General features: G+C 43.1%; 4 protein-coding genes. 2 read left to right on the top strand and 2 right to left on the bottom strand.

Annotated elements, in window-relative coordinates; translation table 11 throughout:
- The first annotated feature begins 9 nt into the window (after positions 1-9).
- Positions 10-312, top strand: coding sequence for a DNA base-flipping protein (locus CAG68_RS17700; protein WP_033905036.1), 303 nt, complete (start codon positions 10-12; stop codon positions 310-312).
- A gap of 30 nt (positions 313-342) precedes the next feature.
- On the opposite strand, the gene CAG68_RS17695 is transcribed toward CAG68_RS17700, so the two are convergent.
- On the bottom strand, positions 343-777 hold the full coding sequence (locus CAG68_RS17695) for a YbaY family lipoprotein (protein ID WP_005378572.1): 435 nt from the start codon (positions 775-777) through the stop codon (positions 343-345).
- Positions 778-1,017: 240 nt separating this feature from the next.
- Between CAG68_RS17695 and tesB the strand changes: the two genes are divergently transcribed.
- Positions 1,018-1,878, top strand: coding sequence for an acyl-CoA thioesterase II (tesB, locus tag CAG68_RS17690; RefSeq protein ID WP_005378575.1), 861 nt, complete (start codon positions 1,018-1,020; stop codon positions 1,876-1,878).
- A gap of 67 nt (positions 1,879-1,945) precedes the next feature.
- Here the strand turns inward: tesB and CAG68_RS17685 are convergent, their stop codons facing one another.
- Complete coding sequence (locus CAG68_RS17685) at positions 1,946-4,987, bottom strand: D-Tyr-tRNAtyr deacylase (protein ID WP_086046597.1); 3,042 nt, start codon at positions 4,985-4,987, stop codon at positions 1,946-1,948.
- Positions 4,988-5,101 lie beyond the last annotated feature (114 nt).

Below are 5,101 nucleotides of genomic sequence, written 5' to 3'. Positions count from 1 at the left end.
CTTTTGAGTATGGACCAATTTTTAGCGCAAATCTTTGCTGTAATTCACCAAATTCCAAAAGGAAAAGTCTCCACCTATGGGGAAATTGCAAAAATGGCCGGTTATCCGGGCTATGCGAGACATGTTGGTAAAGCACTGGGTAACCTACCAGAAGACAGCAAACTCCCCTGGTTTAGAGTGGTAAATAGCCAAGGAAAAATATCTTTAAAAGGCAGAGACTTAGAGCGACAAAAAAAGAAATTAGAAGCAGAAGGGATTGAAGTCTCGGAAGTTGGCAAAACTTCACTTAAAAAATACAAATGGCAGCCTTAAGCTGCCATTTTTTGTTCTCAGTACGTCGTATTAACGTGTTCCAACTAGACGAATATCTAATTGGTGAGTTTGTGCTTCATCTGTAATAACACCGTTATGTGTGTCGCTGATAAAACGCAGCTTTCCATCTACCTCAATGCGAGCACGAACGCTGTAACGATGGTTTGGTTTGATTTCATTGCTGTCGTAACTCAACTCAAAAGAAAGAGGAACTTGCTTACCTTCTGTTTCGAATGTCTGTTTCGCCAACACTTTTGCTGGCGCATCCGCCAAGGACACATCTTCTAACGCAATAGTAACCACTGCGTTTGGTGGCAAGGCAATCCGCTCGCGATAAGCCACTGTACCTGTAATCGTCTTCATTGACGCCTCTGTAGATTCCATTTCTGTATTTTGAGAAGTTTGGCAACCCACTAACGCAGCCCCAAAGAGTAGAGAAGTAACAAGTAGTAGTGTTTTTTTCATATATTCCTCGAAAAGAGCATTAAACCGAAGCAATTATAGGTGTGGAATATAAAACTGTCTGCTTCCTGTCATTTTATTTGACAATAGTTTGACTGAGTTAGAATTTATCAAACAATTGATTTTGTTTCATAATTGGAACAATACTATTTCTAAGTTACTCAATAGTTCTTAACTATGCCACTTCACAAGAGTGAGGCTGTTGAGGTAACTTGGAATGAAAGACAACGGTGAGGAGACACAATGAGTAAACCACTACGAGAATTGCTCAGCCTACTACAACTCGAAAAATTAGAAGAAGGCTTGTTTCGTGGCCAAAGTGAAAACCTAGGTTTGCCTCAAGTTTATGGCGGTCAAGTAATTGGGCAAGCACTTTCTGCTGCGCGCTACACCGTTGAAGAAACACGCACGGTACACTCCTTCCATAGCTATTTTTTGTACCCTGGCGATCCAGAAAAACCTATTATTTATGACGTAGAAAATCTGAGAGATGGCCGTAGCTTTAGCACTAGACGCGTAAAAGCAATTCAAAATGGACGCCCTATTTTTTACCTAACCGCATCCTACCATGGCGATCAACCTGGGTTTGATCATCAAAAAGAAATGCCAGATATCCCTGGTCCAGAAAACTTTGCCTCAGAGAGTGAGCTCGCAAGCCATATTGCAGAATTTCTACCCAAACGCTTACGCAAAACATTTTGCGGGGAAAAGCCAATCGAAACTCGCCCCGTTACGGTTATCAACCCTTTGAAGCCCAAAAAAGCAGAACCCAAACAGTACCTTTGGATTCGTGCTAATGGTGAAATGCCAGAGAATCAGCTAATTCACCAGTACCTTCTGGCCTACGCATCCGATTGGGGATTCCTTGTGACAGCAATGCATCCACATGAAGTCTCATTAATGACGCCTAACTTTCAAGTGGCCACCATTGACCACTCTATCTGGTTCCATCGTCCGTTTAAGATGGATGAATGGCTTCTATATGCGATAGAGAGCCCAACGGCGAGCAATACTCGTGGGTTGGTCCGAGGCGAAATATACAACCAGCAAGGTCACTTAGTGGCGACCGCCGTGCAAGAAGGGGTGATGCGCTACACGAAATAGCTCGTGTTCGTTACACGAAAAAAGAGTGCTGTTCCGCACTCCTTTTTTAATGGGTATCAAACGATGATTAATTTGGTTGATACTTCATGTTAACAACCGACCATTCGTAAAGTGATTTCGGGTAACCATATTCGCCTTTCCCGTAAATGACATTTGGGTCGGCATAGAATCCACCTTTATTCGTTGCTAAAAATTCACGAACCCCACGACGGTAAGTAATCACAGGTGCTACTAACTCATACTCTACCTTTTCCATCTTCGAGTCATCAATTACTAAGAACCGAGTCATACGAATCGTGCTGCCGTTGGTGCAGTACCCTGGGTCATCATAGTCAATTGCTTCAAAAGGCTTGAGATCATCTTCGAACAGCTCTGATGTACATCCATCAAATCGAGCTAAGTGTACCCACGCTCCTTTTATTAGAGTTTGGTCATCGTTACCCACCGGCTTGAATGCAAGTAGTGCAATCTTACCTTTGCCGTATAGTTTCAATTCTTCGTCCGTTGGCTCACGCACTGAACGAACGTTCATCAAACCAAACTCACTTTCTTCTAAGTTAGAAAACTCACGTGCATTTAGCGTGCTAAACAATACTGTTTGTTCAGTTTCAAGCAATGTATATTGATCCGCAACACCTTCATCTGCAAAGCTTAGATACAGCTGGACTTTCTTACTTTCCAACGCTTTGTAATCTCGAGATTCTCCTTCAGAAACGTCGAGAGAAATCCAACGTCTTTTTACTGGCGGGAGGTCAAGTAACGTCAGCTCTTCCTTATCAACATCTAATGAAGCGACTCCTTTAATTGTTGAGCTGGATATTTGATAGCTGCGGTTTCCTATTGGTGTACCAAAGTCTAGCTTAACCTTTTTAAATGGTTCAAATTCCACCTTCATTGTAGAAGCACTTAAACCAGGGTGATTCGCTTTGTTAATAGTGCCATTTACGACGATTGTTTTAGCTTTGTAGTTGCGTCCAGTAAGAGTAACCTCTACTTGGTACTCGCCTGCGTGCAAAATCTTCAAACGCCCCGTATCAGGGGAAACTAGCTCGACCACAGGATCTTTTTGGTTAATAAGACGGTAACTTGCCTTCGCAGTCCCACCACTCATCACTGGTGAGATAACACTACCAGCGGAGAGTTCTACCGTTGGGTAAGTAACCGATACAGGGTTTGTGCCTTGTTTAATCGTGACCGAGAAGCTACTTTCACCCGGATCCACTTTGTCGTCCCCCGCATCCGAAACAATAATTTTTGTGCTACCCGCGTTAAGAATTTGCATGGCACCCGTTTGGCTGCTTAAGGAAACTACATCTGTTGCTGCGTTGTCTGCAAATCGGTACGTAACTTCCCCAACCGTACCAGAGATTTTCGGCGCAACAAATGTTTGGCCAACCTTCCAAATCTCTTCCACATCGGATTGAACTTCAATTCGGCTCGGCGCACTCAAAATTGTCACGTAGACTTTTTGATCAGGACCAACAGTATAATTCGCGCTCTCTTTTCTGCGCACAGTTAGCGTCGCTTTACCCGCTTTATACACATGGAGACGTCCTTCACTAAAACCACCGACAACATCTGGTGCGGTGTTATCTACAATCTCAATTTGCTCGTCAGCACTCAAACCAAAATCACGATGAAGATCAAAACTGTATTTGTTGCTGTATACAACGTCATAATCGTGCGTTGCCATGGGTTGGCCTTCAGCCTTTGCAACTTTAATGACGACATTAAATTGAATAGGTTGGTAGAACTCCCCACCATCGTCTTCAAACTTAAGGTCGTACTCACCCGCAGTCACTACCTCCAACTTGCCGTCAGTCATTCGTAAGCCATTAGGTAAGCTGCTAACTAGATTTACGTTACCTTTTTGCCCTTTAAACGCCAGAGGGATTGAAAGATTTGGTTGATAGGTAAGCGGCATTTCAATGTCTTTTATAACGGGATGAGGCGCGCGATTAACTTCAAGATCAAAACGAGTTTTGCTTGCAGGATAATTACGCATGTCATGCTCGTAAATTTCCACTTCAGCAGCACCAACACCTTTGATCAGTAATGCTTCACCATTTTCAGTTTTAGCGACAACGTCTTCACCACGAATGATTCTCAGCTCATAGTCACCGTAGGCGTTCGTCACCTTAGGGAAAATTCGTCCACCTTCCTCATAAGTTGTGACAATATCCGCTGCGCTGATTTCTTGACGCTTGCCTTGTTTTATATCCACAAAAAATTGCGCTGTTTGCTGTTTATCTAGAAACGCGTCGCTGTAAGTTGCAGTCGCTTCAACCGTTAATCGCCCAACATTATGAACAAGAAGCAAACCCGTTTCAGGGTCTAGCAACTCGGCCACCTTGCTGTCTGGTACGCTATTTATGATTTTGTAAGAAATACGTTGCGTTTGAGCTTTATCTAAACGCACTGGTTCTAACGTCAACCCTTCTCGATACTCGTCTTCAAGCAAAGCGAACTGTAATTGCCCCGGAGCTACTGCATGCAGTTTAACCGTAGCGCGAACTTGTTTCGGCAAGTAAAAGTCGTTACCTGAATCAGTAATCAGCACCGATGCCTGACCAACTGAACCTAATGAATATACCGAACCGTTCTCATCAACACGAATCAAGTTATGACCACTTTCTACCTCATAACTCAGTTCGCCTTTTTGGCCACGGACGATCAACGCTTTTCCTTCTGACTCAATCGCATTGAAATTCAGATCACTCACTGAAAGTTCAGTATTGATGCCTCGCTCTACAGTGACAGAAAATCTTGCTTCAGAAGATTCATAAGCAGAGCTACTATCTGTAGCAAGAATCGTCGCCGTTCCTGGGCGCAGAATTTGTAGTATTCCTGAGTCATTAATTTTCACGACATTTGGCGGATTAGAGTCAATGACTTGGTAAGATACCGACCCATGTACATTGCTCAGTTTTGCTTCAGTAACCGTTCCCACTCCTTCAAACTTCAACACCGTGTCTTCCACTTTTAATTGCGGACGGTTCTGCTTTGTTACCGTAGTTGGTGTCTTCGTATTGTTCGGCTTAGAGTCTCCCCCACCGCCACAGCCAGCGAGTAAAGCTGCGAGAAAAAGCAAATAGTAATTTTTGTTCATTTTTAGTAATACTTTGTTACATACAAGATGGGGCGATAATAATACGATGTTTTATTAATCACTATCCCCATTTTTGAGTACTTTATTACTTAAGTAATTGCTACTGTATTAATC

Origin of the sequence: Vibrio sp. V42_P2S4T144, assembly GCF_009904715.1 — a bacterium.
GTDB classification, from domain to species: domain Bacteria; phylum Pseudomonadota; class Gammaproteobacteria; order Enterobacterales; family Vibrionaceae; genus Vibrio; species Vibrio alginolyticus.
Note: the sequence above shows the minus strand (reverse complement) of the source record. Positions and strands in the feature narration are given on the sequence as shown.

Coding starts and splice junctions, on each gene's coding strand:
- CAG68_RS17700 (WP_033905036.1), top strand. CDS start 10: ATGGACCAATTTTTAGCGCAAATCTTTGCTGTAATTCACCAAATTCCA.
- CAG68_RS17695 (WP_005378572.1), bottom strand. CDS start 777: ATGAAAAAAACACTACTACTTGTTACTTCTCTACTCTTTGGGGCTGCG.
- tesB (WP_005378575.1), top strand. CDS start 1,018: ATGAGTAAACCACTACGAGAATTGCTCAGCCTACTACAACTCGAAAAA.
- CAG68_RS17685 (WP_086046597.1), bottom strand. CDS start 4,987: ATGAACAAAAATTACTATTTGCTTTTTCTCGCAGCTTTACTCGCTGGC.